This window comes from Sediminibacterium sp. GW821-FHT12F12 (assembly GCF_058806635.1).
On sequence record NZ_JBXAPW010000007.1, the window covers coordinates 39,905 to 65,401 of the forward strand.

Annotated in this window: 23 protein-coding genes and 1 tRNA gene; 10 read left to right on the forward strand and 14 right to left on the reverse strand. The window is 44.5% G+C overall.

The window, feature by feature from the left end:
• Window position 1: 1 nt before the first annotated feature.
• The 4 genes from AC1RNB_RS11390 to AC1RNB_RS11405 form a co-directional block, all read right to left on the reverse strand.
• Window positions 2-898, reverse strand: a complete 897-nt coding sequence (locus AC1RNB_RS11390) for a DUF8464 domain-containing protein (RefSeq protein ID WP_493082861.1) — start codon at window positions 896-898, stop codon at window positions 2-4.
• On the reverse strand, window positions 895-1,194 hold the full coding sequence (locus AC1RNB_RS11395; RefSeq protein WP_493082863.1) for a helix-turn-helix domain-containing protein: 300 nt from the start codon (window positions 1,192-1,194) through the stop codon (window positions 895-897). The genes AC1RNB_RS11390 and AC1RNB_RS11395 overlap by 4 nt, the downstream gene beginning before the upstream one ends.
• A 272-nt stretch (window positions 1,195-1,466) precedes the next feature.
• Window positions 1,467-2,270 carry a HEPN domain-containing protein gene (locus AC1RNB_RS11400; RefSeq protein ID WP_493082865.1) on the reverse strand — a complete coding sequence of 268 codons (804 nt, stop codon included), beginning with the start codon at window positions 2,268-2,270 and terminating at the stop codon, window positions 1,467-1,469.
• Window positions 2,271-2,276: 6 nt separating this feature from the next.
• A complete protein-coding gene (locus tag AC1RNB_RS11405) occupies window positions 2,277-3,188 on the reverse strand; it encodes a hypothetical protein (protein ID WP_493082867.1) in 912 nt (303 codons plus the stop codon).
• 452 nt (window positions 3,189-3,640) lie between these two features.
• Here AC1RNB_RS11405 and AC1RNB_RS11410 point away from each other — a divergent pair, with 452 nt between their 5' ends.
• Window positions 3,641-3,850 carry a helix-turn-helix transcriptional regulator gene (locus AC1RNB_RS11410; RefSeq protein WP_493082869.1) on the forward strand — a complete coding sequence of 70 codons (210 nt, stop codon included), beginning with the start codon at window positions 3,641-3,643 and terminating at the stop codon, window positions 3,848-3,850.
• A 350-nt stretch (window positions 3,851-4,200) separates the two neighbouring features.
• Here AC1RNB_RS11410 and AC1RNB_RS11415 read toward each other — a convergent pair whose 3' ends face one another.
• Both AC1RNB_RS11415 and AC1RNB_RS11420 read right to left on the reverse strand, forming a co-directional pair.
• Window positions 4,201-5,202 (reverse strand): DUF4238 domain-containing protein, encoded by a 1,002-nt coding sequence (locus tag AC1RNB_RS11415; protein ID WP_493082871.1) that lies wholly within the window; start codon window positions 5,200-5,202, stop codon window positions 4,201-4,203.
• Entirely contained in the window at window positions 5,199-6,182 is a 984-nt protein-coding gene (locus tag AC1RNB_RS11420; RefSeq protein WP_493082873.1) for a hypothetical protein, read from the reverse strand. The genes AC1RNB_RS11415 and AC1RNB_RS11420 overlap by 4 nt, the downstream gene beginning before the upstream one ends.
• Before the next feature lie 84 nt (window positions 6,183-6,266).
• Between AC1RNB_RS11420 and AC1RNB_RS11425 the strand changes: the two genes are divergently transcribed.
• Window positions 6,267-7,706 carry a toll/interleukin-1 receptor domain-containing protein gene (locus AC1RNB_RS11425; RefSeq protein ID WP_493082875.1) on the forward strand — a complete coding sequence of 480 codons (1,440 nt, stop codon included), beginning with the start codon at window positions 6,267-6,269 and terminating at the stop codon, window positions 7,704-7,706.
• On the opposite strand, the gene AC1RNB_RS11430 is transcribed toward AC1RNB_RS11425, so the two are convergent.
• The gene (locus AC1RNB_RS11430; RefSeq protein ID WP_493082877.1) at window positions 7,703-8,251 is read right to left on the reverse strand and encodes a hypothetical protein; all 549 of its coding nucleotides are present in this window, start codon (window positions 8,249-8,251) and stop codon (window positions 7,703-7,705) included. The two genes, AC1RNB_RS11425 and AC1RNB_RS11430, sit on opposite strands and share 4 nt — an antisense overlap.
• Window positions 8,252-8,434: 183 nt before the next feature.
• Between AC1RNB_RS11430 and AC1RNB_RS11435 the strand changes: the two genes are divergently transcribed.
• Together AC1RNB_RS11435 and AC1RNB_RS11440 are read left to right on the forward strand one after the other, a co-directional pair.
• Window positions 8,435-9,013, forward strand: a complete 579-nt coding sequence (locus AC1RNB_RS11435) for a hypothetical protein (protein WP_493082878.1) — start codon at window positions 8,435-8,437, stop codon at window positions 9,011-9,013.
• Between the two features lie 18 nt (window positions 9,014-9,031).
• Complete coding sequence (locus AC1RNB_RS11440) at window positions 9,032-10,015, forward strand: hypothetical protein (protein ID WP_493082879.1); 984 nt, start codon at window positions 9,032-9,034, stop codon at window positions 10,013-10,015.
• A gap of 27 nt (window positions 10,016-10,042) precedes the next feature.
• Here AC1RNB_RS11440 and AC1RNB_RS11445 read toward each other — a convergent pair whose 3' ends face one another.
• From AC1RNB_RS11445 to asnS, 3 genes are all read right to left on the reverse strand, one after another.
• Entirely contained in the window at window positions 10,043-11,050 is a 1,008-nt protein-coding gene (locus AC1RNB_RS11445) for an HNH endonuclease (RefSeq protein ID WP_493082881.1), read from the reverse strand.
• A 968-nt stretch (window positions 11,051-12,018) separates the two neighbouring features.
• Window positions 12,019-12,091 (reverse strand) — tRNA-Phe (locus AC1RNB_RS11450).
• A 183-nt stretch (window positions 12,092-12,274) separates the two neighbouring features.
• Window positions 12,275-13,714: an asparagine--tRNA ligase gene (asnS, locus tag AC1RNB_RS11455; RefSeq protein WP_493082883.1), complete on the reverse strand. Its 1,440-nt coding sequence runs from the start codon at window positions 13,712-13,714 to the stop codon at window positions 12,275-12,277.
• A gap of 436 nt (window positions 13,715-14,150) precedes the next feature.
• On the opposite strand from asnS, the gene rho reads away from it, so the two are divergent.
• Window positions 14,151-15,734, forward strand: coding sequence for a transcription termination factor Rho (gene rho, locus AC1RNB_RS11460; RefSeq protein WP_493082884.1), 1,584 nt, complete (start codon window positions 14,151-14,153; stop codon window positions 15,732-15,734).
• A gap of 238 nt (window positions 15,735-15,972) precedes the next feature.
• Here rho and AC1RNB_RS11465 read toward each other — a convergent pair whose 3' ends face one another.
• From AC1RNB_RS11465 to AC1RNB_RS11480, 4 genes are all read right to left on the reverse strand, one after another.
• Window positions 15,973-16,908 carry a hypothetical protein gene (locus AC1RNB_RS11465; RefSeq protein ID WP_493082886.1) on the reverse strand — a complete coding sequence of 312 codons (936 nt, stop codon included), beginning with the start codon at window positions 16,906-16,908 and terminating at the stop codon, window positions 15,973-15,975.
• 31 nt (window positions 16,909-16,939) lie between these two features.
• On the reverse strand, window positions 16,940-19,369 hold the full coding sequence (locus tag AC1RNB_RS11470; protein WP_493082887.1) for a S9 family peptidase: 2,430 nt from the start codon (window positions 19,367-19,369) through the stop codon (window positions 16,940-16,942).
• Between the two features lie 356 nt (window positions 19,370-19,725).
• Window positions 19,726-20,295: a nicotinate (nicotinamide) nucleotide adenylyltransferase gene (gene nadD, locus AC1RNB_RS11475; protein WP_493082888.1), complete on the reverse strand. Its 570-nt coding sequence runs from the start codon at window positions 20,293-20,295 to the stop codon at window positions 19,726-19,728.
• A gap of 32 nt (window positions 20,296-20,327) precedes the next feature.
• A complete protein-coding gene (locus tag AC1RNB_RS11480; protein ID WP_493082890.1) occupies window positions 20,328-20,552 on the reverse strand; it encodes a FeoA family protein in 225 nt (74 codons plus the stop codon).
• Window positions 20,553-20,625: 73 nt separating this feature from the next.
• Between AC1RNB_RS11480 and ybeY the strand changes: the two genes are divergently transcribed.
• From ybeY to AC1RNB_RS11505, 5 genes are all read left to right on the forward strand, one after another.
• A complete protein-coding gene (ybeY, locus tag AC1RNB_RS11485; protein ID WP_493082891.1) occupies window positions 20,626-21,066 on the forward strand; it encodes an rRNA maturation RNase YbeY in 441 nt (146 codons plus the stop codon).
• Window positions 21,059-21,721 carry a CAP domain-containing protein gene (locus tag AC1RNB_RS11490; protein WP_493082893.1) on the forward strand — a complete coding sequence of 221 codons (663 nt, stop codon included), beginning with the start codon at window positions 21,059-21,061 and terminating at the stop codon, window positions 21,719-21,721. The genes ybeY and AC1RNB_RS11490 overlap by 8 nt, the downstream gene beginning before the upstream one ends.
• Before the next feature lie 97 nt (window positions 21,722-21,818).
• Entirely contained in the window at window positions 21,819-22,448 is a 630-nt protein-coding gene (locus AC1RNB_RS11495; protein WP_493082895.1) for a hypothetical protein, read from the forward strand.
• A gap of 16 nt (window positions 22,449-22,464) precedes the next feature.
• Window positions 22,465-24,333, forward strand: a complete 1,869-nt coding sequence (gene mnmG, locus AC1RNB_RS11500) for a tRNA uridine-5-carboxymethylaminomethyl(34) synthesis enzyme MnmG (protein ID WP_493082897.1) — start codon at window positions 22,465-22,467, stop codon at window positions 24,331-24,333.
• Window positions 24,334-24,373: 40 nt separating this feature from the next.
• Window positions 24,374-25,399 carry a proline iminopeptidase-family hydrolase gene (locus AC1RNB_RS11505; protein ID WP_493082899.1) on the forward strand — a complete coding sequence of 342 codons (1,026 nt, stop codon included), beginning with the start codon at window positions 24,374-24,376 and terminating at the stop codon, window positions 25,397-25,399.
• The last annotated feature ends 98 nt before the right edge of the window (window positions 25,400-25,497 follow it).

Sequence of the window (25,497 nt, forward strand, 5' to 3'; positions counted from 1 at the left end):
TCTACGGTCTGAGTCCTTTTCGCTGGCCAAGGTTCCTTCCCTGATCCACCAGCCATTCATTCAGATCCTTACAGCCTTTATAGAGGGTTCGCTCGTCTATTACCCGGTCTGTCCTTTGCTGCAATTCTTTGGTACATTTCTGTCCGGCTGCATCATTATCCAGGTATAAATGGATATGCTCGTGCTTCTCCATCAGTAGTAAACTGCGGGTGAAAAAAGAAAGGGAATTCAGGACCAGAATATTGGGTGTTGGACCCGCAAATTTTAGCCCCCCTTTTTGGGTGAGTGTTTCGAAAGATAAAAAGTCGAAAAATCCCTCGAATACCGCTATCCGGTTTGACTCCCGATTTAAGTAGGTGACAAACTTCGGGGAAGACGATCCTTTGAAGCCCGGTGAACGAAGCTCGTAACCGCCGCTGTTATTCTTAAAACCGATTGCCCGGTAAGTACAGTCCCTCACCTGGTACAATACCTCACTGCAATATTTGGCTGCAATAGACAGGCTAATATGACGTGACCGCAGGTAGCTGGTCAGTGCAGGTGAGGTGATCCTTTCTTTTATGCTTTGGATGATGATGCCATTTTCCTCCGGTTCCGGAAGCGTTTTTTGCTTGGGAAAGGAAAGATCCGGGTTGGTGGAAAGGGAGCCGATTTTTACCAGTGCACTTGCGATATCGCAGTGGTATAAGGTGCAGACCAGATCCACCACCGAACCTCCCTTACCCAGACCGAAATCGTACCACGAGTTTTTAGCACTATTAACCTTAAAGGAAGGGGTATTGTCCGGATGTAAGGGAGAATGATACCAGTGGTCGTTTCTCCTGGTTTTAACCGGGCTGTGGCCCAAGGATGCCAAAATTGACACCACCTCCAACTGATTTGCCTGTTCACAGTTCATGATCTGGGTTGTTGGATAAGGGCCTCAATATCTGTACGTAGAAAATAGCGGCGGGAGCGTACTTTAAAACTCTTCAGCCTGTTCTGTTTCATCCACTCATACAGGGTCGGCTTGGAGACCTGGAAGAGTTCACAAACCTCTGCTACTTTAAGCAGGGTTTTCTCCGGCAAATAGGGATTGGGATTCTCGGGCTTGGGGCTGGCCAGTCTGGCATTTACAACTTCTTCTACCAAGGTCTTCATTTGCTTCCAGAATTCCACCTGGGTTACAGGGAAAAGCATCGGTGTTTCTTGCATACTTCACATTTTCAAGGGTTCACAATTGAATTTCTTTGTCTTAGGTAAAACTACATTCAGACAAATCACCGATTTCGTAGTCGCATTCGTAGTCGCCGAAAAAAAAGTGTCAGGTAATTAAAGAAGGGGAAGAAATGGGAGAATGGAGGAATACCGGTACTGTCCTAATACACGCCTCTTTTAACACAAACAACTATCAAAACCAAAGTAGTAAACGCAGGTATCCTAATGATTGACGCAAATCAACCTTACTTAGAGGGAGTGAAAAGGCTTTAAAATTTAAGGGAAACTAAAATCTCATGTAACAGCCCAATTTTATGTGTGATTTCCAGCAAATCAGAATTGTTGATAGTATAGGTCTCTTTGTACCGCGTTTCAATATATGCCCTTTGAAGTAATTGAAACAACCGGTTTTCATTTTCTCTGCGCCGATTAAACACTTTGCTCACATTGCTATTTGCAATCGAACAATACCTGATAAGCTTGTCAAGGTTATGCGAGTTCACGCATAATCCAATGGAGATTTTCAGTATCGCATGGAGCGCGAATTCTGCGGCCTGATGCAGCATAAATGCAGCCATTCTATTTTGCTTCCGGATCCTATACAGATCAGCACCTGCCAAAAACTCCTGCATTAAATTAAGTCCCTTGGAATGCGCCGCTTGCCTTGATGCTTTTATGGTATCGGGAGCAACCTCTTTTACATCCCCAAATGATACACTAAGATCCTCGAAAAGTAGTGTTGCTTTTGTCCTAACCTGATATGCAAAATCGTGCCCTTCCTGTAACCATTGATTAAATTGTTCAAATTCCAGGACAATGGCCGTCACCGGACAGATGGAATGGCAGGTGGATTCGATTCTTTCATGCAAGCTTTTGTAACTGGCTTCATGGGTTCGTTTAATCAATACCAATAAGTAATAGTGATCAGTTGATTCGTCGGTTAAGGGTACTGGAGAAAATACGCTGTCTGTACCATATTTTACCAAACGTATACCCAACAGAAATATTCTTACTACTGGGGCTACCTGCAAAATCTGCCGCGATAGTTTGATGTATTCGTCAGTCTGGAACATACAGCCTCATTTTTCAGGTTCAGAATGCGGGTTCCTCAAATGTGTCCTTACATAAATCAAATGGCAGGCTTCCAGCATTTTTAACAGTAATTCAGCTGTTTTAATGATTTCCAGATTGATGCTTGATTCAGAAAACCCATTTTCTCCCAGCGCAAAACTTAAAATATACCGTAAGCTATTTTGCCATTCTTTTTTAGAATTCCATTGGGTAAACTTTTCAAGTACCCGGTATGGATCTCGGTATTCTTTTGAACTAAGACAGCGGGGGAAAAAATCCCAGGCCTCAAGCTTATCATAACGACCGCAGTATAAATGGTATTGGGTCAAATCGGGGGAGGCGTTTGTTTTTGGAAGGATAACTTTCTTTGTTTTGTTATCCGTCTTTACGATCGTATATAAGGATAGGGCTAATTTTTCCAGCATTTCAAAATAATGAAGAAGATCAGTCGGTGCCCTTTTGGACCAGATCTGAGTGCTTTCAGCGGCTTTAATGGCTGATATCAGGTAATGTCGGGCAAAGGGAAGTGTGAAGCATTCAAAGAATTCGTGAATCGGTCCGTATTTTAAATCCAGACTATTGGAGGAAGATTCAAAATGAAACTCTTGACGATTTTCAGGAATCGTGCTTTTTATCTTGGGGCCATTCTCGTTTTGTTGGTATATCAACCAGCTTGCTTCCACCAATTTTTCGAGATCCTGATGCAATACCACATGGCTTGATCTGTCAGCGTTTTCCGCACGAATCGCATCATGTAAAAAGTCTTTCAGACAGGTCCGTATATCCGGGAGATCATAGCAGGTAAAAAAGAAAGATAAAACAGAATGTGGGTCATTAATTTCAGCGGTAGACAAGCTTATGGGTTGCTCATGATAAGCTGGGTATTGCTCCATGAGTTTCTTTTCTAAAGATTCTTTCATGGGATTCAATTTGTGGCGTCCAGATAAATGCCTTCTCAATATCCTCTTGGCTTATAAAAGGAACACCAGGTGAAAGTAAATGTGATTAGAAAGTTGGGAGTAACCCTTGGGTATAGACAAAAAGAGACGTGGGTTAGTCCTTATCGCTACTGAGGCCTACGACGGCCCTTGATCGCAAATAAGAACGCCCACGCCAAGACGTGAGCGATTTACCTTAATTCCTCGCGATCAATTGAAAGGTCGTAGTTTTCAGTAGCGAGAATAAAAGCAAACACGCTTAAAATATTATCAGTGTTCGCAAATCTAAAAGCAGTTTTATGAAGTATCGATATAAATCATAGAATAAAAATAATTAATAATTTATAGTCACTAAAAGTAACTACAAGTTACTGATATTTTCGAAATAATCAATAGTTCAACTGTTTTTTGTTAGTTGCCTTGAAAATCAATCAATGGCAGGGTCTAAAAGGAAATATAATCGGATTAAAATTGTCCTCCTTGAAAAGGAAAAGACTAGTATTTGGCTAGCGGAGCAGCTGGAAGTAAGTGCTACTGCCGTTTCAAAATGGTGTACAAATCGGAATCAACCTACTGTCGAGACTCTATTTAGAATTAGTGAAACTTTGAATGTTCCAGTATGTGAATTGCTTGTTTCTAAATAAATAGTGTCTGCTCAAAATGTAGCCTTAGGTTTGATCACTTTGAAGGAGTCCTGGTGGTTAAAGACCCCGTTGCGCACCAAGCTGGAGATTCCGGTGTAATTGACCAGCTAATTCCGGAGCGTATCCTCTTCCTGGATTAAAGCATCTGCTTCTTCATCCTGCTCTCATAACCTCGCTTCTTCTTGTGTAATATCCTCGAAATCGGCTTTGAGTAATTGCCACACGGGATTCCCTTCATCGTCATATGACACCCCAACAGAAAACATCGGTGCCAGCGTAATAGAAGAAAAATAATCGAGTGATCGCATGGAGAGCTTCAGTTTATTACAATACAAAGTACGTTTTTGATCTTAATCAGATTCCCCTTCATGATTTTTGTTTGGGTCAAATAACCGTTCTTTCAACCAGAAATAGGGAATCTTCTCCTTTAACATTTTCCAATAGGTAACACTCTTTTCAAGGAATTCGTAATCAGCAGAAATCACCATTTTTTTCGATTGATTAATGATGATCGCGTTCAGGCGATGAATGTCCCTGTCACCAAAGGGAATGTCATCGTACCTGTGGCTGGCATACAAACGTCTTGACGATATTGGAAACAGGTAATCCATGTGCATGAGATCGGGAAAAGTGGACGGAATATTCCGGTACACAATGGGGTAATCTCCGAGAAGAAATGTGTTAGGCTCAAACTCGTGCAACTGGTGTGTTTGCGGATCAAGCCGATGCTCTTCAATGATCCTGTCAATGGTTATACGGAAAAGACTCGCCCTTTGAATTTGAATCCAGAATGGATCTTCTTTCATTTTGGCTTCTCTTTCAGCGTCCTGGTAGATGGCCCCGGTTGCGGGATCAGTAAACGTCATGGTTGATTCCTGAAACAACCCTTTAAACGCATTATCAGAAATTGGACTTCGCCAGAAAAAACTGATCGCCAAAGCCACCAGGAAAGAGCGGGTATCCACATCTTTAATGGCTTCACCAATTGGCTTTTCGAGAAGTGCAGATAACTTAGGTGCGAACATACCGTCCAGTGCAGAATACAATCTGTCTTCTATGATGGAAATGGGTATACCGTTGCTGTCAAAACTGTTGCGGCCCCACTCAAAGAAAACGGATTTAGAACTGAATTTCTGTTTGGTTAACAGGTCGTTTTCTTTATCGTATTTATAGACCATACCATCTTCACCTTCAAACCCATCAGTGAAAAACTCAGGTATATAATGGTGCCGCTTGGAAAGAGGTGCCAGCACTCGGGCAAATTCATGCAGACGCTTCAATTCATCTTCAGTTACCTGGTGGTTTCTGACAGCCAGCATGTATTCTACCAATTTATCGAACCGATCCTTCATGGCATCTTGGGCATTACTGGCGGGATGGCAGTGAATGACACTTGCCTGTCAACTTCCGTATCAATTAATACGTTTAATAATGTCAATTGATCCCAATCGTCCGGGCCTGGGATCAATACAGTAGCAAGGCAGGAGTAATGTTGATCAGCCATTGGAATAGCTACAGCAAAAACGTTCCATTCTTGCGGGTGAGTGATCCTGCAAATTGTTCCGGGAATGAGTTGCATCTTTTCAGGATCGTCGAAAATAAACGCAGGAATGTTTTTATATGGATACGTCTCTTTTCCTTCCATAACATTACGTAAATGCCTTCCGGTCTCTGAATAAATAAAATCATATCCGAACTGATCAAAGCAGGTTAAATAAGCGGATTTAATAAATGCTTTTTCCGCTTTTACCAGGTTGGTTTTCGGTATCGTAATATCTGCCGTCCAGTCTTTTTTATGCAGTCGCTTTTCCATAAACGCCTGCAATGGATCAGCCTTTTTGTTTTTGTCCAGCAAAAAACTGAACATGAGTTCGCCATTCTCATCTATCGTCATTTCACTATGATACCACCCCTTTACATCTTTTATCTGCACTTTGGTTGCGATAACCGTTCCGGGAATACGCATATTTAATGCACGTTCCACCAAAAAATCTTTAGTAACATAATCGAATTCATGACCCGCTTTATTGTTACAACTTTTGCATACCAAAGCCTGGGTCGATCCTTCCACATTTTTTGGTGGAAAATGATCACAGCTGAATTCGCATGATCCAAAAGCGGCATTGTGTTGAATATAAATGAATTCGTTAGTGCAGATCGGGCATATATAAAAAACATATTGCGGAATTTCATCACCGGCTTCAAACAGCATTTTATCCAACATGGTTTTGTAGGGTTGCATAGCAGGCCAAAACCTGCGCATATAAGCAAGTACCTTTTCTTGAGGTACCCCGATTTCCTGTAAATGGACGACCTTATCCGGTGAAAGCATACTAAAATGTGTTTGTCGAATGCTGATAAAGTTAACTTTTTTCGGGAAATACTAACTATTTTAGCAGCAGAATAACCCTAATTTATGCAGCAAACGACGAAAATATTTATCTCCTATAGCTGGTCAAAGCCATCTCATGAAGAATGGGTAGTAGGTCTTGCACAAAGATTAATGCAGGATGGCGTCGATGTGGCAATTGACAAATGGGATTTAAAAGAGGGGCACGACAAATTCCATTTCATGGAATCGATGGTCAAATCGGAAGAGATAAAAAAAGTGCTGTTGATTCTTGACCGCAAATATGCCGAGAAAGCCGACCAGCGGGCTGGTGGAGTAGGCACGGAAACACAGATCATCAGTCCAGCCATTTATGAAAATGTATCCCAGGAAAAATTTATACCAATCGTTACAGAAAAAGACGATGAATGCAAGCCTTATTTACCCGCGTTCCTTGCAGGGAGAATCTTTATCGATTTTTCAGACGAAGGCGAATTTGAAGATAAATATGAAGTACTGATTCGGAACATCCTTGAAAAACCGGCACACAGTAAACCCAAACTTGGAAAAATCCCTTCTTACCTGCTGGAGGATAGTGCACCGACTTTCAGAACGACCTCTATCTTAAGAAGTTTCGAGGGACAAGTTACTAAAAATCCAAAAAGGATCAATCCGTTGCTGGGTGATTTTCTCGACGAATTTTTCAATAACCTCAAAGAATGTAAAGCGGTAGCGAGTGGCAAGGATATCATGGCTGCGGGTAAAGCCATTCAGGATGCGATACATGCGTATACACCTTTACGTAATGACCTGATCGCCTTTATTGAGAAACTGCTGAAAACGGGTGAGGACTTTGACATGGATCTCATCATTCATTTTTTGGAAAAACTCCCTGCGCTAAAGTATCCGCAGGACCAAAGATCAAGCTGGTCCACTGCAGAGTTTGAACATTATAAATTCTGCGCCCAGGAGATTTTCATTTACCTAGTTGCAATAGGGATCAAACTCGAAAAATATTCCTTCATCGAGCAGCTGCTGTATACACCCTACTTTATTTCAGATAGATACCATTACACAACAGAACCCAAAACAGTCAATGAATTCTTCCAGCATACAGAAGTGCTGGATGATTACTACCGCAGGGCGCTTTCTCAAAATTTTGCCAGCCCCGCTGCGCATATCATGATTCAACGCATCCCAGAGAACTATACAAAAGATCATTTGATCGATGCCGACTTACTGATCTATTATGTAAGTGTACTCAAAGCAATAAGATGGTTTCCGAGAACCTACATTTACAGGGAAGACTTCAAATTCTCTCTGTTCGACCGCATGATTTCTGCACGGCATTTTGAAAAAGTCAAGTTGCTTTTTGAAGTAAGTACTGCTGATGAGTTCAAAGCAAAGCTCAATGAAATAAAAAACAAGAGTCAAAATTCAAGTGGCTTGGGTTATGGTGGTCCTTATGAAAGACTCCGACCGATCTATGAACTGATCGACCCGGATAAGATCGCTTCGATCCGCTAACTTTCTGCTGGCAGAACAGGAAGATGATCCAATTCAGATCGCCTGAAAGAATCATGCTCATCATAGCACGCATTATTTTTAGAGATGATGTGCCCAAACTTTACCAGCGATTCGTTAAGTGCAGCCGAACCGAATAAACAGAGTTCCATGCTGATTTTGTCTTCCACCGAAGTTGTCCAGCTATAAATATTTTTTTCACATAGCTTTTGAAAAAGCATAGCACGTTGCGGGCACTTTTTTCTTTTGAGGTCCACATCATCACCACTTTTCATTGGATCGCCGGGAAAAAAAGAATTATAAACCTCTACAATCGCTGATCTGACCATTTTCCCTTTGGTCACGCCCTTCACCATGAAAAGCGACTGTATCGGTCTGACAACTTCCCACTGCTGAACCTCTGAGGTAAACAGACCGCTGGCACAAGTTCCGTCAACGTCAAAACCAAAAAACATACTGTCGAAATAATCCGTGACAGCGGCCCTGCGAAATAAAATGGTTCCAGGCTCAACAACATAGCTTCCATACTTTTCCAAAAGACCTTTCATAGGATTCAGTTTCAGGTACAACATATATTCATCCAAAACTATCTAACAGGGATCATAAAAAGAATAGTTCCCGAGTTTAAAAGGTTGTGATTTCCAGTACTCAGAAAACTATCCTAAATTAGAGTTTCTCCCTCGACAATATTGCAGAAACCACTCGTTTTTATAGTAATTAAGTAAATTGATATGAATCTGATAACAGCACAGTTAGGAAACTACACCGTTTTCATCCATGATTTTGATGATACAAGAGAACAGGTTCTGACGGAAGCCAATCATCGGGGCACCCACCTTGTCGGCCAGTATTCGTATAACAAACACCAGCCGCATAACCATACAGGAGAATATCACCTGCATGTGTATAAAAAGAGCAATGAAATTTTTTCTATCAACCAAAGCGGTAAAGGCCATGACGGGTATAGCGGGACAAGAATTCCCAATGATGTTTATGGTACACTGAAGGATAAATTCCCGACATGGAACTGGCCTGCAACCCAACTGATCGAATCCGTAAATCATGAACATACTAATACGATAAGCATGAAAGAATATTTAAGGCCTGTTAAGGTCATGACGCACACACTGGATCTCAACCGGATAGAAGCCTTCGATGGCTATTTTCACACCTTCGCAGATGCCCCATTCTTAGGCGGGGGCAATACAGGCCATTTTGCCAAGACCGTCGCTTTGGTGGAAGATGAAAGAGGCAATATCAAAAAAGTAGCTGTGGATTGTATTCGCTTCACGGATCGTGAAGAATTTTAAAGGCAAAAATCTATGTCAATGTCAGTCCCTGCTGCAGATCAAAATGATAGCGATAGCCATATCAAAAGTTTCTATGACTTCTACGATCCAACCGCATCGTCGGATGACTTTAAAGTCTCATACTGCAAATCACCCGAAAATAAATCCTGCATTTTCTGCGGCAGGTCTTATCCCGAAGTGAGTTTTCAACTCAAGCCTCACCTGGTGCCCGAACTCTTTGGTAGAAATAATATTCTCTCTAATCACGAATGCGATATCTGTAATTCCGCGTTTAATTTTCATGAAACGCAAACCGCGACTTTTGTGCAGCCATTCCTGTCTATGTTGGGTGTCAAAACCAAAAAAGGAATACCTGTTTTTCAGTCGAGAAAAAAACCGGATCAACAAACCTCTACTTTACGCGTAGAAGGAAACAACCGCATATTCAATATCGGCACCAATCTTTCCGACATGGTGTACGACTATGAAAAAAAATCGGTTCGTATGACCTTCCGCACAAGGCCTTTTATTCCTTTTTCAGTCTATAAGGTATTGCTGAAAATAGGCATTTCACTGATGCCTGAAAAAGACCGCGCATTAAATCCGCACTTGCTGGATTTTCTGAAAGCCGATCACCCTGTTCATAATAACGTGCAACACTGGACACTGTATCGTTACGTAATGAAAGGAAAAATGTTCGGCACACCTTCCGCCAACCTGTTCCGGGCTAAACAGGTTGTAGTTGACAATGAAGAATTTCCGGAGTTCTGTCTGATGATGAATTTTGCCAACGTCACTTTGCAGTTTTTCCTGCCCATTACTGAAATCAATGCAGCGAACCACGACCCCGCCCGTTCATTGCATATCGAGATTCACCCAAGCTTCGTTCTTGACGATTACAAAAGATTAAAGGAAATCAAGACTGAAACACTCGATCTGGATCAAACGGAGAAAGTTACCCTGAACGAAGTGATGACTGTTTACTATGACAGGATAGACCGGGATACAAAAAATGATGGCTAGGTTTTTCTGCATTGATCAGCGGCAGATCTATTTGAAATCAAATTCCAGCTCGGGTCTGATCACTACCACATCTTTCATTCCTTCCTTATTATCTACATACCGCGTTGTCGGACGTTTGATAATCTTTGGCTTCATATTGAGTGATAAGATTCCACTCAATTGAAAATTACGAGCGAACAGTTCCCACCGAATGTTCACCAGTTTTGCTTTATGACTGGCTCTGAAACAGATGGCATCAAGCAAAACTCCATCGTTCTGCACCAGCACCGGTCTGTCCGGCAAATATTCCAGTGTATTACCTTCAACATGAAAAACATTATAGCTGTATTTGTGCTGATCGAAAATAGAATTTCGTTTAGTAACGCTGTCCACTGACACCACATTGTCAAAATGCAGGTACAGTTTATAATCTTCGAGGACTTCCGGGCCATAGTTGACAAAACGAAGGTTGAGCACGACATTGCTTTTATAATAAACTTTGCCTTCTCTCATGAACCGCGACAATTCAAAAATAAAAGGCTGGCATCCTTCATACGGTTCGGGCTCTTTCATTTGGATATGAGCACCGTTCATAAAATCAATATAATCATCGTAAGTCTGGATGGCATCGTAATGCGGATCCCTGAATAGCCCGGCATTCTCTTTTCTAGTTTGTTCAAAATATTCCATGAAATCCTTACCAATGAAGGAAAACGTATCCTTCCAGAAGTTCCTGTTTTCAAAACTGGTTCGCTCTTCTATAAAGACAGGTCGGAAGACAGCGGGCGAGGGATCTTTCAATACAAGTTCTGCAAATGTTTCTTTCGGCTCCGTGATCCCGTTGGTCTCAACCAGCCTGAACCAGTTCTCTTTGTGCTTGCGCAATTCGGTTGGAGAAAATTTCGATCCTTTGGGATGCCTGTCGTTATAGTGGCCAGCCGCTGCATGACAATCAAAGCACAATGCGATTGCATTGTCAATAGTGTTACTACCTCCTTCTGCTTCCGGTACTATATGATGCACTTCAATATTGAGCCCTTTGGGTTTATGACACACACAACAATACCTAGCACATAGCACCAATATTTCTGTCTTGACATTTGCGGAAAATCCCATTCTCTTTTTTTTATTTCGTCCAATCAAAAGCCTTGAAATTTTAACAATACCAATCGCTTCCTCATGGTAACTATAGTCAATATTGAAAAAAAAAATTTAACAAACTCTCTATTCTTTATGTGGGGTGGTCTTTATCAATCACTTTCTCAATCAACGTATCCATATGATGTCTATGGATTTTTTTTCACCAAGCGGTTCCTTTGGTACGTTCCGATTTTTGCCCTGAATTTTAAGAACCCGTTTGTAGCTTTTTTTCCATCTGCAAGGTCTGCGTTGTGATCTGCATCCTTGCATGTAATATCACAGAACTGCTTATTAGCCCGTCCTTTCAGCACCTTCTTACAATGTCAACACATTTTAGCTGCATTTTCTGCCTTTGCTATAAACAGGAATTTCAAGGGGCATGGTTATTTCTGAACGATTTTATCGGATTGGCAACTGATATAATTTTTATGATACGCCTGATTTATCAAACGCGCCCAAATTTCGACTTTTAAACCTTAAGGATATGAAAACACTTACGCATATATACAACAAAGGATAGACAGAACAGGTAAGAAAACTGAATTTAGTTTAGTCCCCGATTGTATATAGTTACGAATTATTTTTAATTCAAACTTAAATCAAACAGTTATGGAAATCATTGCGAGACTTACAGCTAATGCTGCTATTATAACACTCAAAGACGAAAGGCGGGTAGTGGATTTTTCAGTAGTCAATAATGACAGTTATAAAGCCAGAGGGTAAAAGCAGGGCAGATCTTAGAACCCCTCTGATTATTAGCTTCTCGCACCCAACTATTTACTTATAGCACCAAGCATCATTACTTTTTGCCCCAAATAATGTCCCCGCTAAAAACATAAGTGCCCGTAAATTATTCATTTACAGGCACTTTTTTGTCTAAAAAGTGGTGTGGGCCGGGATCGAACCGGCGACACAAGGATTTTCAGTCCTTTGCTCTACCGACTGAGCTACCGCACCTTTTTAATTAGTAATTGGTAGTTAGTAATTCGCAATTACTGTTTTATCGGTTTCCCTATTCGGGGCTGCAAATATAGGGCCGTAGGCTTATATTCAGAAATTATCCACAAAAAAAATTAACCCACCCCGACATCGCTGCGCTCGTCTCCCCTCCCTACCGGGTAGGGAGGGGCCGGGGGTGGGTTAAAACTCACAATTATTCGGCGTTCGCGCAAAAGCGATCACATCGCGGATATTGGTCATACCGGTTACAAACAATACCATCCGCTCAAAACCCAATCCAAAACCAGCATGCGGCACGGTTCCAAAACGGCGGGTATCCAGGTACCAGCTCAGTTCTTCGGCGGGAATATTCATTTCTTTCATGCGTTGCTCCAATTTGTCGAGCCGCTCTTCCCTTTGCGATCCGCCAACAATCTCACCAATACCGGGTGCCAGAATATCCATGGCGGCCACGGTTTTGCCATCATCGTTCTGGCGCATATAAAAGGCTTTGATCTCTTTGGGATAATTGGTCAGGATTACCGGTTTTTTAAAATGTTTCTCTACCAGGTAACGCTCATGCTCACTCTGCAGGTCTACACCCCATCCTTCTACCAGGTACTGGAATTTCTTTTTCTTATTATGATTACTCTCTTTCAAAATCTCAATGGCTTCTGTATAAGTGAGCCGCTGAAACTCGTTGTTCAATACAAATTCCAGTTTCTCTATCAGTCCCAGCTCACTGCGCTTATCCTGCGGTAATTGTTTCTCTTCCTCGGCCAGGCGCTGGGCCAGAAATTCAAGGTCATCGCGGTTATGGTCCATCACATACTGTATCAGGTATTTGATGAACTCTTCCGCCAGGTTCATATTGTCTTCCAGGTCATTAAACGCCACTTCGGGTTCAATCATCCAGAACTCGGCCAGGTGGCGGGTGGTATTGGAATTTTCTGCCCGGAACGTAGGACCGAATGTATAAATATCACTGAATGCCATGGCACCCAGCTCGCCTTCCAGCTGACCGCTCACGGTAAGGTTGGCGCTTTTGCCAAAAAAGTCTTCTTTAAAATTCACCGTACCATCTTCGCTGCGCGGAGGGTTATCCATGGGCAATGTGGTTACCCGGAACATCTCGCCCGCACCTTCCGCATCGCTGGCGGTGATGATGGGCGTATGCAGATACACAAACCCTTTCTCGTTAAAGAACTGGTGCACCGCAAACGCCAGCGAATGCCGCACACGAAACACCGATCCGAAGGTATTGGTACGGAAACGCAGATGCGCTTTCTCGCGTAAAAATTCCAGGCTGTGTTTTTTGGGTTGGAGGGGGTATTTCTCCGCATCACTATCACCCAGTATCTCAATGCTGGCGGCTTTTACTTCAATTCTCTGCCCTTTACCTACAGACTCTACCACTTTACCCACCACTTTTACCGAAGCGCCGGTGGTAAGGCGTTTCAGCAGGGCTTCATCAAATTCGCCCAGTGTGGCCACTACCTGCAGGTTATCATTGGTACTGCCGTCATTTACCGCAATAAACTGGTTGTTACGGAAGGTGCGTACCCAACCCATAATGGTTACTTCCTGTTCTACTGCACCGGTTGCCAGCAGTTGTTTGATCTTAACTCTCTTGTTAAACATGTCTTACTTCAATGAGTGAATGAGTGAATGAGTGGATGAGTGAATGTCATCTCTCTATTGCTGAATGTGAGGGGCTAGCCAGCTTACAAACCGGAAATGTTAATCCGCCAATCCGTAATCCGCCAATCCGCCAATTTTTCGAATGGCAAAGATAACCAAACAAGCCTCCAAACAGCATTTTAACAGCCTTCTACCCTTAAAATCAGGAAAATATTGCTTGTTTTCCGAAAAACTGGCTTAACATTGCACTGGAAACCAAACCGGTTCGGTCTTCACTTAGCTCTCGACACAACCTGTTTACTCTCTTTCCGCTCAAAACAAATCACAACCCGATCTGAGTTCCAAAGTTCCTTAGACTGGATTTAACCCTTGACAAATTGAAATTCCCCTATTAACAGATTTTATTTCTATGTACGACATTTTGCAATTAAATGACATGCTCCTGCCTGAGTTGCTGGACATTGCTGAGCAACTGAGCATCAGCGGAGCTAAAAAGCTTGACAAACAGGGTCTTATTTACAAAATACTGGATAGCCAGGCATTACAGGCCAGCGAAACCAAGGAAGATCCCAAGAAAAAGAATGCGCGCCCCCGCAAACCCGTTACGGTAAAAACCACCAACGGTACCGAAGAAGCAGAAGTAATGCAGGAAGCCCCTGCACCAGCACCTGTTGAAAAAGCCGCCCCTAAAAAAGCACCGGTTCGCAAAGGCAAAACAGATAACCGTCCCCAACCGGTAGATGCCGATGGCGGACAACCACAGGGCAACCAGGAAACCACTCCCGAAACAACTGTTTCCGGCGAAGTTACCCAACCCGGCGAAAACGGTACCGCATCCGATGCGCCCCAGCACCAATACCCGGCCAAACAACAACAACGAAAAGAACCCGCTTTCAATATTGAATTTGAAGGTGTTATCCTCGGAGAAGGTGTGCTGGAAATGATGCCCGATGGCTATGGTTTCTTACGCTCTTCCGATTATAACTATTTGTCCTCACCGGATGATGTATACGTATCTCCCTCACAGATCAAACTCTTTGGTTTAAAAACCGGGGATACCGTACACGGAGCCGTTCGTCCGCCCAAAGAAGGTGAAAAATATTTCGCTTTATTAAAGGTAGACAGCATCAACGGTAAACGTCCGGATGAAGTGCGCGACCGCGTACCCTTCGATTACCTTACCCCGCTGTTCCCTTTCGAAAAACTGAACCTGTTCACTACTTCCAATAACTACAGTACCCGTATCATGGACATTTTTACCCCAATAGGTAAAGGTCAGCGTGGACTGATTGTGGCGCAACCCAAAGTGGGTAAAACCATGTTGCTGAAGGAAGTGGCCAACGCCATTGCAGCCAACCACCCGGAATGTTACCTGATGGTGGTGTTGATCGATGAGCGCCCGGAAGAGGTAACCGATATGGAGCGCAGCGTTCGTGCAGAAGTGATCGCCTCTACTTTTGATGAGCCCGCAGAAAAACACGTAAAGGTTTCGGCCATTGCCCTGCAAAAAGCCAAACGTTTGGTGGAGTGCGGACACGATGTGGTGATCCTGCTCGATTCCATTACCCGTCTGGCCCGTGCACACAATACCGTGGCACCCGCTTCCGGTAAAGTATTATCCGGTGGTGTGGAAGCCAATGCCATGCAGAAACCCAAACAGTTCTTTGGTGCCGCCCGTAAAATTGAACATGGTGGTTCCTTAACCATCCTCGCTACCGCACTGATCGAAACAGGAAGTAAAATGGATGAAGTGATCTTTGAAGAATTCAAAGGTACCGGTAACATGGAACTGCTGCTCGATCGCCGCCTGGCCAACAAACGCATTTTCCCTGCCATCGATCTTACCGGCTCTTCAACCCGCCGCGACGATCTGCTGCTCGACAAAGAAGTATTGCAGCGCATGAATATCCTCCGCCTCTTTATCAACGATATGAATACAGAAGAATCGATGAGCGAATTGCTGAAGCGGATGCGCGGAACCAAAGACAACGAAGAATTCCTGATGTCGATGAACCGATAACAGCGAACACATCTTATATAAAGGGAGACCATTTGATTGTCTCCCTTTTTTATTTCTCACACAAGAGCACAGTTTATTTGCGTAGGGTAAATTCCGCAGATCTCTTTTCCCCTCTTTTTCTCTTATCCACTCTTAGCGAACCCTTCCGGACAATTGGTGATGCTGATGATTGTGGAGGATGTTTCACTAAGAGCTAAAGAGAGAAAGAGTAAAAGAGGGTTTGTTCAGATGTTTGGCCCTACTTTTTTTTCAGCGCCTCCAGCATTTTTTTGAAGTCGCGTATTTTTTGTGATTTAATGATAATGGCCGCATCAAACATCTTTTCAGCCGGTTCCTGTTCCCGACCGCTTAACACATGGGGCAAATGCGGGATCGTTTTTTGACGATAGCCTCCCGATAAAGCTGCATAATTGATGCCCACCAATAACACGTTTTGGGTAGGCGTTCGCTGATCAAAGCGGTTGCTGTGATTAAGCGGCAGATACAATACTACCGGCGCCCCGATTGACCCATCATACACCGGAATATCTGCGATGAATTCTTTTTTGTTTTGATAGTCGAGAAACATCGGCGTGGCACTCACGCCCTTTTTTACAAAAGGAACGCCATTCAATTCCGGTCTTATCCCGGCCGGGTGGCCAATCATCAACAGATCATCGATCACGTTCAGGGTATTCATCACGGAATCGTTGGGGATCAGTGATTCATCCAGGTTATGATAACTGATCTTGATTTTTTGTTTCTGCAGGTAATCCAGGATGGGGTTAATCAGGATCATCGCCAGATCCACCTCCGCTTCCGGATGAAAGAGAATGGCCAGTTCATTCCTCGCAATGGTTACCGGCCGCAGGTTTCCGTACACCGGCAATCCCGCCGTATCTGCATCCAGAAAAAAGAAAGTAACCGATTGGGCCGCAGCAATAGCGGTTTTGGTGGTAATGATGGTGGGTACTTTTCCCTTATTGGATTCTAACAGAAAAAACAAACCCGTAGCATATCCCCCATACGAAACCTCTTTGCCATCGCGGGTAACCACGCTGTCTACCGTCTGTATTTTCACAGCCGCGTTCACTATGTATTCAATCATGCCCAGACTTTTCTTTTTGCCGCCCTGCGCCAATACAGTAGCCAGGGGGCAACAGAAAAACAGGATGGCAAAAAAAGTTCTTTTCATAATCGGACTTTACACAATGGCAAGTACGGTATTATTTTAATAGGGTCCTGTTAAACAGTTTCAGGATCCGCTTATACTCATCGGTCCAGCTGCTGGGTTCTACAAAACCATGGTCCTCTACCGGGTAGGGGGCCAATTCCCAATTATCTTTGCCTAGTTCTATCAGTTTCTGCGACAATCGCACCGCATCCTGGAAATTCACATTCACATCTACCATACCATGGCAGATGAGCAGGTGGTTCTTCAGTCCGGCCGCAAAATTAATAGGCGAAGAACGTGCATACGCCAGGCTATCGTTATACGGCTCGTTCAGGATATTGGATGTATAACCGTGATTATAATGCGCCCAGTCTGTTACGGGTCGCAAAGCGGCACCGGCTTTAAATACATCTGGTGTGGTAAACAGTGCCATCAGCGTCATAAAACCACCATAACTGCCACCATAGATGCCAATGCGGCCGGCATCTACCCCATATTTCTCCACCAGGAACTTGGCGGCATCTACATGGTCGTCCAGGTCTTTTCCGCCCATGAACCGGTAGATACCCGTTCTCCAGTCGCGGCCATAACCACTGCTGGCGCGGTAGTCAATATCTATTACGGTATACCCCTGATCGGCCAGTAAATTATTGAACATGGTTTCCCTGAAATAAGAGCTCCACCAGTAATGCACGTTCTGCAGGTAACCGGCCCCATGCACAAAGATCACGGCAGCGCCGTTCTTTTTACCGGATGCCGGTTCAAATACCCTTCCATAGATCTGTGCCCCATCGCGCGCGGGGATGGTGATCACTTTGGTATCGCGCCAGGCATAGGCTTTGAATTCATCACTCATTCCTCTATTGGTTATCTGAGTTGGTTTTTTGCCGGGAGCATTTTCCTGGAGATAGAGTTCCCAGGGTTTGGTGGTATAAGAGTACCGGTACGCGATCCATTTTTCGTCGGGCGACATACTTACTTCATAGCCACCTTCCATCGAAGTGATCTTTTCTTTTTTGCTGCCATCGGTTTTGATGCGGTACCAGTTTTGTTTGCCGGGATGTTCTTCGTTGGTAAGCAGGTAAAAATATTGTTTGTTCCGGCTCAGCTCTACGGCCTGCACTTCGTACTTTCCTTCGGTGAGGGCTTTTTTGGTGTGGCTGTTGAGATCATATATATATAAGTGTGCGTACCCGGTGGCTTCGCTCTCGAAATAAAATTGGTTTTCGTTCACCCAACCCAGGCGGGCACCAAATCCACTAACACCCGGACCGCCGATCCAGGCTTCATCGCGCTGGCGATCTAAGAGGCTCAGTTTTCCGGTAGCGGCATCCAGCTGCATCAGCCAGCGGTCTTTGTTATCCTGCGAGCGGATATCTACCACGGCATAACTGCCCGATTCGTTCCAGTACGGTCCGCCAATCATCACCCCCCTTACCGGTGTGCGGCGGTTGCTGAATTTTTTGGGATAGTCTTTTACATAATCCGGCACATCAGTGATACCCGGAATAGAATCGGTGCCCACGAGCATCAGCGTATCCCTGCTTTTATCGAATACATAAAAATCATAGCGACCAAGCGGTGCGCCCACTTTGGTTCTTCCCGGAATATCGGTGGTGAATCCGCTTTCGGTAACATAATCCGGAACGATGGTATTTTTTCCGGAGCTGGGTGCCTGGTATAAACGATAGGTTACAAATCTTCCATCCGGACTGATCTGCAAGCCCTGTAATTGTTTATCACCAATTCCGATCGGTTTTAAGGTATCCGTGTCTTTGTTCTGTTTCAAAAAATCTGTCCGGGCGTCTCTTTTCTGTTTGCGTTCTTTCAGTACAGAGAGCAGTTCTAATTGCTGCTGTTGTAACCATTGTTCCTGAGTACCGGTTGCCGCAGTGGCAGCACCACCACGGGCAGCACCGCCGCCGCCAAAACCGCCGCCTCGTTGTGCCCCGCCACCAAAAGCAGGGGCCGTTACAGTTTCGGATCCGCGGGTAATATTGGTTAACTGTTGGGTGATGCCCGAGGGTATATGCCAACCATATAGATTCTGGTTACGGGTATATACGATCCATTCGTCTTTCTGCAGAAAACGCGGCGCCGATTCGGTTTCTTCTGTTTGTGTGATGCGGGTGGTCTTACTTGTTTTCAGATCAACGAGATACAGATCTCCACGATAGGCATATGTCATTAATGTATAGCTGCTATTATATACAGCGTTGCTGAGCGCATTGGTTTTCTGCGATTCGGCATAAGTTGTTTTTCGGGGCTCGCCGCCACCAACTGCCACCGCATATACAGAGTCTGCAATATTTCCCTGTGGGTTCCAGTTAAAGAAAACGGTCTTGCTGTCCTGCAACCATACCAGGTTAGACGGAGAAGTGCCGATCCATTTCGGATCCTTCATGATTTTTTCAACCGTTAAAGATTGGGCCGCTGCCATACCGGTGCAGCAGAGCAGAAAAGAAAGCAGTTGGATTTTCATCAGTGCAGTTTTATAGAAGCTAAATCTATTATAATCTGCTGATGAAAATGAGTGGTGTCTTGTATTTTATTTGAACGGGTGAATCGTATTATTTCGGCGATGCTCACTTATAAAGCCTTGTACTATTTTATTAGCAGAATAAAGACCGTCGCATCAGGGTGTTCGATGAAAAATTTCTAATCAGTCCCTGTGGACGGGCCTCATTGGGTTCGGTGTCAAGCGAAGCGAAGACAGATCAGATCATGCGAAGCAGATCTGATCAGAGGCCAATGCAGCCCGGAAACAGGGACGGGGCCCAGCGGCCTTGAGCGACAAGAAATCCCGACTATCGGGGTAATTTTTAATAGCACAACAGTTTACTTGTAATAACTATTCCGCTCAATCTCTTCTCGCACTTTTTCGGGTACGAGGTAACGGATGGTTTTATTATGTTTGATATTATCGCGGATCTCTGTGGCAGACAATTGCAGGAGTGGTGCATTCAGCACAACATGTTTGGCATTCCAGGTTTCAGTGATCTCATACCCCGGACGTTTGTAAATAATAAACGAATAGTTTTTTACGAGTAATTCAAAATGTTTCCAGCGTGGCAGGTTCTGAAAACTATCGCTGCCCATCACAATCGAAAATTCGTGTTGCGGATATTTTTCCTGCAGATAGGTCAATGTGTCGATGGTATAAGAAGGGCGGGGTAGTTTGAATTCCACATCAGACGCTTTCAACCGCAGGTCTTCCTCCACCGCCAGGTGTACGAGGTGTAAGCGGTGGTACTCGTTTAATAAAACAGAAGAGGGCTTTAAAGGGTTCTGCGGCGATACCACGAACCAGACCTGCTGTGTATCGGTATGATTGGCTACATAACTGGCCACGATGAGATGGCCGATATGAATGGGGTTAAATGAACCAAAATATAAACCGATTTTCATCTAAAATGTTGATATTCAAATAGTTACAAAAACTACGATAACTCTACAAAGATACTATGTGCTTCGTTAACGCGGAGGCTGAGATGATAACCGGCCACCGATATGGAGATGGGATCTCCCAAAGGAGCGATCTGTTCCACTTTTACCTGCTCTCCGGGAACACAACCCATTTCCATCAGTTTGATAAAAATATCGTCTTTCTCGAACGAATGAATCACTGCATGCTGACCAACGGCTAAATCTGACAATCGTTTCATTTCGGCTGATTAATATTTAAAGGTAAAGCGGTAGCATCCGTTTTTGTTACGAATTTTGGAGTAATACCCAACTATGTCACAAGTACAATTCCGTTACGCCGATCAACGCCTTTTATTGCCTGGTAAAAACACCATCAAAGCCTTTGTGGCCGGTATTTTTAAGAAGGAGAAAATAGCTCTCAGCCAGATCACGTATATTTTCTGTTCAGATGCTTTTTTACTACAGATGAACCGCGATTTTCTGCAGCATGATTATTACACAGATATTATCACTTTCGGTCTGTCTGAGAAAGGTGCACCTGTAGAAGCAGAAGTGTATATCAGTCTCGATCGTGTCAGAGACAATGCCGCCAACCTGGGCACCCGCTTTCAGCAAGAGGTATTACGGGTGATCTTTCATGGTGCCCTGCATTTATGCGGGTACAAAGACAAAAAGAAAAGTGAAATTGCCCTGATGCGAAAGAAAGAGGACCAGTATTTACGTTTATTTGAGAAACAGCTCTTGCATGCGTAAAACCCTGGCCTTTCTTTTCTGCCTTATTCCCTTTTTTTCTTTTTCACAGCTGTCGGTGGTGGAACTGGAAGCTAAACAGGTTCCCGAACCTATTACGCGCGATGCAGCCGTAGACCGGTGGAACCTTTCCCAACCCGGGTATTCGTTATTATCCAAAGAAGCAAAGGACCTTTTCTACTGGACCAATTACAGCAGGAACAACCCCAAACAATTTTGGGACAGTGCCGTGGCGCCCATTCTGGCTCTTTTTCCCAGCCTTGATAAACAGGAAGCCAGGAGTTTAGAGCAAATATTGGGTCGGGTAGGCTCACTGCCCATGTTTACCCTCAATGCCCAACTGGTTAAAACCGCCCAGGCGCATGCGGCTGATATTGCAGGTAAAAATGCCCGACCAGGACACACATCCACCAATGGAACCGAGTTTGGTACCCGCATGAAGCTGGCCGGTATCCGCAGATGCGCCAATGAGAATATCTCCCTTAGTAGCCAGAGCATTCTTTTATCGGTGGTGTTACTTTATTTAGATATTGGTCTACCCGAACTGGGCCACCGGAAGACATTATTAGATGCCAACTTGAGAGAAATAGGAGTTGGTTCGGCTCTGTACGGTAAGGATCAATGGTTTCTGGTGCAGGACTTTGCCTGCCTACAATAGCCACTTGTTCCACGAATCCCAGTTTCACCCCGGAACATTGATTTGAAAAAGAGTTCCACGAATCCCAGTTTCACCCCGGAACATATTAATTTTGGGTATGGCCAGAAAAAGATGGACCCCAGAAGAAGAAGTAACCGATGCATTACTCCGCACCCGGGAGAAAAGGAAATGGCAATTAGCCTATAGAAGGTATGTACTGGAAAAATTGCCGAGTGAGTCCTATGCCCACTATTTTGGTTTAGATAATGCTACGCTACGGCAATGGTTCGAGTGCCAGTTTACTGCAGAGCTGAACTGGGATAATTTTGGAAAAGCCTGGCAGTTCGACCATATCCTGCCCGCCACTTACTTTGATTATTCGGTGGAGGAGGATCTTTATCTGTGCTGGAGCTTCATCAATATGCGGGTAGAACCGATTGACCAGGAAAAGAGTCCGGAGAATACGATCCACCTCCTGTCCGTAAAAGCCTATTTCACTCGCCTATATGAGAAAACCGGCCTGGCCCTCTGTAGTAAAATGCTGGAGAAAATCCGTTTAATAGAAGTTACGGGTAACAGGGGGTTCCCTGCCATTGAGAACTTTATCAACCAACACAAAGAACAGCTCGAAAGCATCGGTAGTTTAAGCAGAGAGGAACTGGCCAGTCTGAACGAAGGCATGCCCCTTGCCAGTATTTTATTAGAAAGGGAAATCCTCAGAAAATTCTCCGCAGGCCAGCAAGCCTGATTTATCTTTGCCGCCTATGTTTCCAGAATATGATGTGATTGTTGTTGGTGCCGGTCACGCCGGATGTGAAGCCGCTGCCGCTGCCGCCAATATGGGCAGCAAGGTATTGCTGATCACTATGAACATGCAGACCATTGCCCAGATGAGCTGTAACCCTGCTATGGGTGGAATTGCCAAAGGACAGATCGTTCGGGAGATAGATGCGATGGGTGGATACAGTGGGATTGTGAGCGACCTGAGTACTATCCAGTTCCGGATGCTGAACCGCAGCAAGGGGCCCGCCATGTGGAGCCCGAGAACCCAGAACGACCGGATGCTCTTTGCCGCCACCTGGCGAGAGATGCTGGAGAAAACACCCAACGTGGATTTTTACCAGGACATGGTTCGCTCCATTATCATCAAAGGAAACAAAGCCTGTGGGGTGGTTACCGGACTGGGGCACGAGGTAAGATCTAAATCGGTTGTGGTTACCAGTGGCACTTTCTTAAACGGCATCATACATATTGGAGAGAAGCAGTTTGGCGGTGGAAGGGTAGCCGAAAAAGCAGCTACCGGTATCACCGAACAACTGGTGGAATATGGTTTTGAAAGCGACCGCCTGAAAACAGGAACCCCGCCCAGGGTTGATGGCCGCAGCCTTGATTACAGCAAAATGGAAGAACAGAAAGGCGACGGGGAGATCGTTGGTTTTTCTTATACCAATACACCCCGCATCAAACCCGAAGCACAGCGCAGCTGCTGGATCACGTATACCAATGATACAGTACACGATATTTTGAAAACCGGCTTCGACAGAAGTCCGATGTTCCAGGGAAGGATTGAGGGAATTGGTCCGAGATATTGCCCAAGTATCGAAGACAAGATCAACCGATTTGCAGACCGCGACCGACACCAACTATTTGTTGAGCCCGAAGGATGGAATACAGTTGAGATCTATGTAAATGGATTCTCCACTTCCTTACCGGAAGAAGTTCAATACGAAGCCCTTCGTATTGTTCCGGGTTTTGAGAATGTCCGGATTTTCCGTCCAGGTTACGCCATCGAGTATGATTATTTCCCACCTACCCAATTACAATATTCTTTAGAAACCAAAATACTGGGTAACCTCTTCTTTGCCGGACAGATCAACGGAACCACCGGTTATGAGGAAGCCGCCTGTCAGGGATTGATGGCCGGAATCAACGCACACCAGAACGCCAAAGGCGAAGCGCCCTTGATTCTGAAAAGAAGTGAAGCATATATAGGAGTATTGATTGACGACCTGATCAGCAAAGGAACCGAAGAACCTTACCGGATGTTTACGAGCAGGGCAGAGTTCAGAACATTACTACGCCAGGATAATGCAGATTTACGTTTAACAGAGCTCAGCCACCGTTTTGGTCTGGCTTCTGAAGAAAGGATGACTGCGGTAAAACAGAAACAGGATCAGGTGAGTGCTATTAAAAAGACCCTGTCTGAAACCAGCGCAGAAGCAGAGCAGGTAAACCCCTATTTCTCTTCCATCGGATCGGCACCGGTAACAGAAAAGCAAAAAATCGCGAAACTGCTGCTACGACCTAACGTAGATCTGCCTTCGCTGATGAAAGCGGTTCCTGCTTTGGAAACGGCGATGACAGCATATACGGTAGACTCGCTTGAACAGGCAGAGATCCAGATCAAGTACGAACGCTATATAGAAAAAGAACAGGAGATCGTTGACAGGATGAGTCAGCTCGAGAACATGGCCATTCCAACAGCTTTTGATTATGATAAAGTAAATGCGCTCTCTAACGAAGCCCTGCAGAAGTTTAAAAAAATCAAACCCGCCACTCTTGGCCAGGCCAGCCGCATCAGCGGTGTAAACCCGAGCGATGTGCAGATCCTGATGGTTTATATGGGTCGTTAATCAATTATTGGATAACTTAGGTTTCATAAACTATTCTGCTATGAAACCAATGCTTCCCCTGCTTGGGCTGGTACTGCTATTGTTTGCCTGCAAACAAACAGACACCAACGCTCTATCCCTGAAAGAATATCACGCCATTGTTGATTCCGGCATCCAGACCGGTGGTGTAAAACTGATCCCCATTGAAACCCCTGTTGGGAAATTCAATGTGTGGACCAAACGTTTTGGGAACAATCCAAAAATCAAAGTCCTGTTATTACATGGTGGCCCCGGTGGCACACACGAATTCTTCGAATCATTTGAAAGTTTTTTTCCGCAGGAAGGAATTGAGTTTTACGAATACGATCAGCTGGGCTCCTATTTCAGTGACCAGCCAAAAGACAGCAGTCTCTGGACAACCGAACGTTTTGTAGAAGAAGTAGAGCAGGTGCGAAAAGCGCTGGGCATGAATAAAGACAATTTTTATCTGCTGGGCCATAGCTGGGGCGGGATACTCGCTACCGAATATGCCTTGAAATACCAGGATAATATCAAAGGACTCATTATCAGTAATATGATGAGTAGTTGTCCGGAGTACGGCAAATACGCAAAAGAAGTTCTTGCCAAACAAATGGATCCGGCTGTAGTAGACAGCGTGCGGGCCATGGAAGCCAGGGGAGCATATACAGATCCGAAATACATGGAATTACTTACAGGATTTTATGAAAACCATCTCTGCCGGGTAAAACCCTGGCCCAATGCCGTGCAAAGGGCGTTCCCTCACATGAACGGAGAAATATATACGATGATGCAGGGTCCCTCGGAGTTTGGCATTTCCGGTCGCTTAGCCAATTGGGACCGGAGCAAAGACCTACCCAAAATCAAAGTACCAACCCTTACCATCGGCGGAAAACATGATACTATGGATCCGGAGCATATGAAATGGATGGCCACACAGGTGCAACAGGGGCGTAGCCTGATTTGTCCGAATGGAAGCCATGGCAGTATGTGGGATGATCAGCCTACGTATTTCCCGGGACTGATCAAATTCATCAAAGACGTAGATGCGGGAAGTTTTACCAAATAGCCGCCTCACCGACACTATAACACCTTTACCGAATTTATGACGAATGGTTTTTACAATACATCGTTTTCAGTAGTTTTAGAACTCTTCCAAAACCAACT

Coding starts and splice junctions, on each gene's coding strand:
- asnS (WP_493082883.1), bottom strand. CDS start 13,714: ATGTTTAACAAGAGAGTTAAGATCAAACAACTGCTGGCAACCGGTGCA.
- AC1RNB_RS11435 (WP_493082878.1), top strand. CDS start 8,435: ATGAATCTGATAACAGCACAGTTAGGAAACTACACCGTTTTCATCCAT.
- AC1RNB_RS11395 (WP_493082863.1), bottom strand. CDS start 1,194: ATGCAAGAAACACCGATGCTTTTCCCTGTAACCCAGGTGGAATTCTGG.
- AC1RNB_RS11470 (WP_493082887.1), bottom strand. CDS start 19,369: ATGAAAATCCAACTGCTTTCTTTTCTGCTCTGCTGCACCGGTATGGCA.
- AC1RNB_RS11465 (WP_493082886.1), bottom strand. CDS start 16,908: ATGAAAAGAACTTTTTTTGCCATCCTGTTTTTCTGTTGCCCCCTGGCT.
- AC1RNB_RS11490 (WP_493082893.1), top strand. CDS start 21,059: ATGCGTAAAACCCTGGCCTTTCTTTTCTGCCTTATTCCCTTTTTTTCT.
- AC1RNB_RS11410 (WP_493082869.1), top strand. CDS start 3,641: ATGGCAGGGTCTAAAAGGAAATATAATCGGATTAAAATTGTCCTCCTT.
- mnmG (WP_493082897.1), top strand. CDS start 22,465: ATGTTTCCAGAATATGATGTGATTGTTGTTGGTGCCGGTCACGCCGGA.
- AC1RNB_RS11405 (WP_493082867.1), bottom strand. CDS start 3,188: ATGAAAGAATCTTTAGAAAAGAAACTCATGGAGCAATACCCAGCTTAT.
- ybeY (WP_493082891.1), top strand. CDS start 20,626: ATGTCACAAGTACAATTCCGTTACGCCGATCAACGCCTTTTATTGCCT.
- AC1RNB_RS11495 (WP_493082895.1), top strand. CDS start 21,819: ATGGCCAGAAAAAGATGGACCCCAGAAGAAGAAGTAACCGATGCATTA.
- rho (WP_493082884.1), top strand. CDS start 14,151: ATGCTCCTGCCTGAGTTGCTGGACATTGCTGAGCAACTGAGCATCAGC.
- AC1RNB_RS11505 (WP_493082899.1), top strand. CDS start 24,374: ATGAAACCAATGCTTCCCCTGCTTGGGCTGGTACTGCTATTGTTTGCC.
- AC1RNB_RS11400 (WP_493082865.1), bottom strand. CDS start 2,270: ATGTTCCAGACTGACGAATACATCAAACTATCGCGGCAGATTTTGCAG.
- AC1RNB_RS11430 (WP_493082877.1), bottom strand. CDS start 8,251: ATGAAAGGTCTTTTGGAAAAGTATGGAAGCTATGTTGTTGAGCCTGGA.
- AC1RNB_RS11440 (WP_493082879.1), top strand. CDS start 9,032: ATGTCAGTCCCTGCTGCAGATCAAAATGATAGCGATAGCCATATCAAA.
- AC1RNB_RS11420 (WP_493082873.1), bottom strand. CDS start 6,182: ATGCTTTCACCGGATAAGGTCGTCCATTTACAGGAAATCGGGGTACCT.
- AC1RNB_RS11390 (WP_493082861.1), bottom strand. CDS start 898: ATGAACTGTGAACAGGCAAATCAGTTGGAGGTGGTGTCAATTTTGGCA.
- nadD (WP_493082888.1), bottom strand. CDS start 20,295: ATGAAAATCGGTTTATATTTTGGTTCATTTAACCCCATTCATATCGGC.
- AC1RNB_RS11415 (WP_493082871.1), bottom strand. CDS start 5,202: ATGAAGGATCGGTTCGATAAATTGGTAGAATACATGCTGGCTGTCAGA.
- AC1RNB_RS11480 (WP_493082890.1), bottom strand. CDS start 20,552: ATGAAACGATTGTCAGATTTAGCCGTTGGTCAGCATGCAGTGATTCAT.
- AC1RNB_RS11425 (WP_493082875.1), top strand. CDS start 6,267: ATGCAGCAAACGACGAAAATATTTATCTCCTATAGCTGGTCAAAGCCA.